Below are 318 nucleotides of genomic sequence, written 5' to 3'. Positions count from 1 at the left end.
GGGTCCGCCCGGCCCGCATACAATAGTCTCACTTTCAACGAGTAACAACCTAAACGGAGTTAGCAAAATGGCGAAGCGCGTACGAGACACGAATGCAGGGCAAAGCATCAGCGCATGGGTCATCCTCAACCGGCGCGGGCGTGAGGTCGCACACGTGCAGGCGTATCACGGCAATTCGGTAACTGTTGACGTGTACGCCATTGGCGGCGGGGCGGTAGCCCGCAACATGGTTGCAATGGGCACCCTCAAAAAGGGTGATCCCCTTCCCTACGGAACGGCAAAGGAACGCGCTGCATACGACCGCGCGCACGTCCAACA

The 318-nt window shown here is 59.1% G+C and carries 1 protein-coding gene; it reads left to right on the top strand.

The window, feature by feature from the left end:
- Nucleotides 1–67: 67 nt before the first annotated feature.
- Nucleotides 68–318: hypothetical protein (locus AC1RP1_RS08150; protein WP_481762742.1), on the top strand; the 251-nt coding region annotated here is incomplete at its 3' end.

The organism is Dellaglioa sp. CoH-56-MRSF-13 (genome assembly GCF_056782095.1).
The sequence above is the reverse complement of the archived record's forward strand: the minus strand, read 5'-3'. Positions and strand labels throughout refer to the sequence as shown.